Below are 378 nucleotides of genomic sequence, written 5' to 3' on the forward strand. Positions count from 1 at the left end.
CAGCTGTACCGATAGCAATACCGTTATTGCCGACGGGTATCAGGTTGCTCGCATCAGCAAGGGGAGTTGTGGCTGCATTATTGATGGGGGAGTCGATTACCACGCACTCATCGATAAGGCGATAGCCCACCTTAGGAACGGTGACGATTGGGGTTTCTTTGATGCCTAATCTAACGAACCCTTGGCGCAGTAAACTTATACTTTTCGCTAGTGACGTATCCCCTATGAACTCGTTTCCCCAAGCGAAGCTAATAATATCTTGTTTGTTAACAATATCGGGTGAGTTTTTATGTAATAACTCCAGGACCCGAGTTTCACGGTATCCTACTTTAATAGAACGTTCATCGTTATAAATACGGTTTTTAATCGGGTCGAATC

The 378-nt window shown here is 44.7% G+C and carries 1 protein-coding gene; it reads right to left on the reverse strand.

Annotated features, from left to right (window positions below):
* Positions 1–378: transcriptional regulator (locus AB4623_RS23785; protein ID WP_372147495.1), on the reverse strand; the 378-nt coding region annotated here is incomplete at both ends.

The organism is Vibrio sp. 10N.222.52.C12 (assembly GCF_041474215.1).
Classification (GTDB): Bacteria; Pseudomonadota; Gammaproteobacteria; order Enterobacterales; family Vibrionaceae; genus Vibrio; species Vibrio crassostreae_C.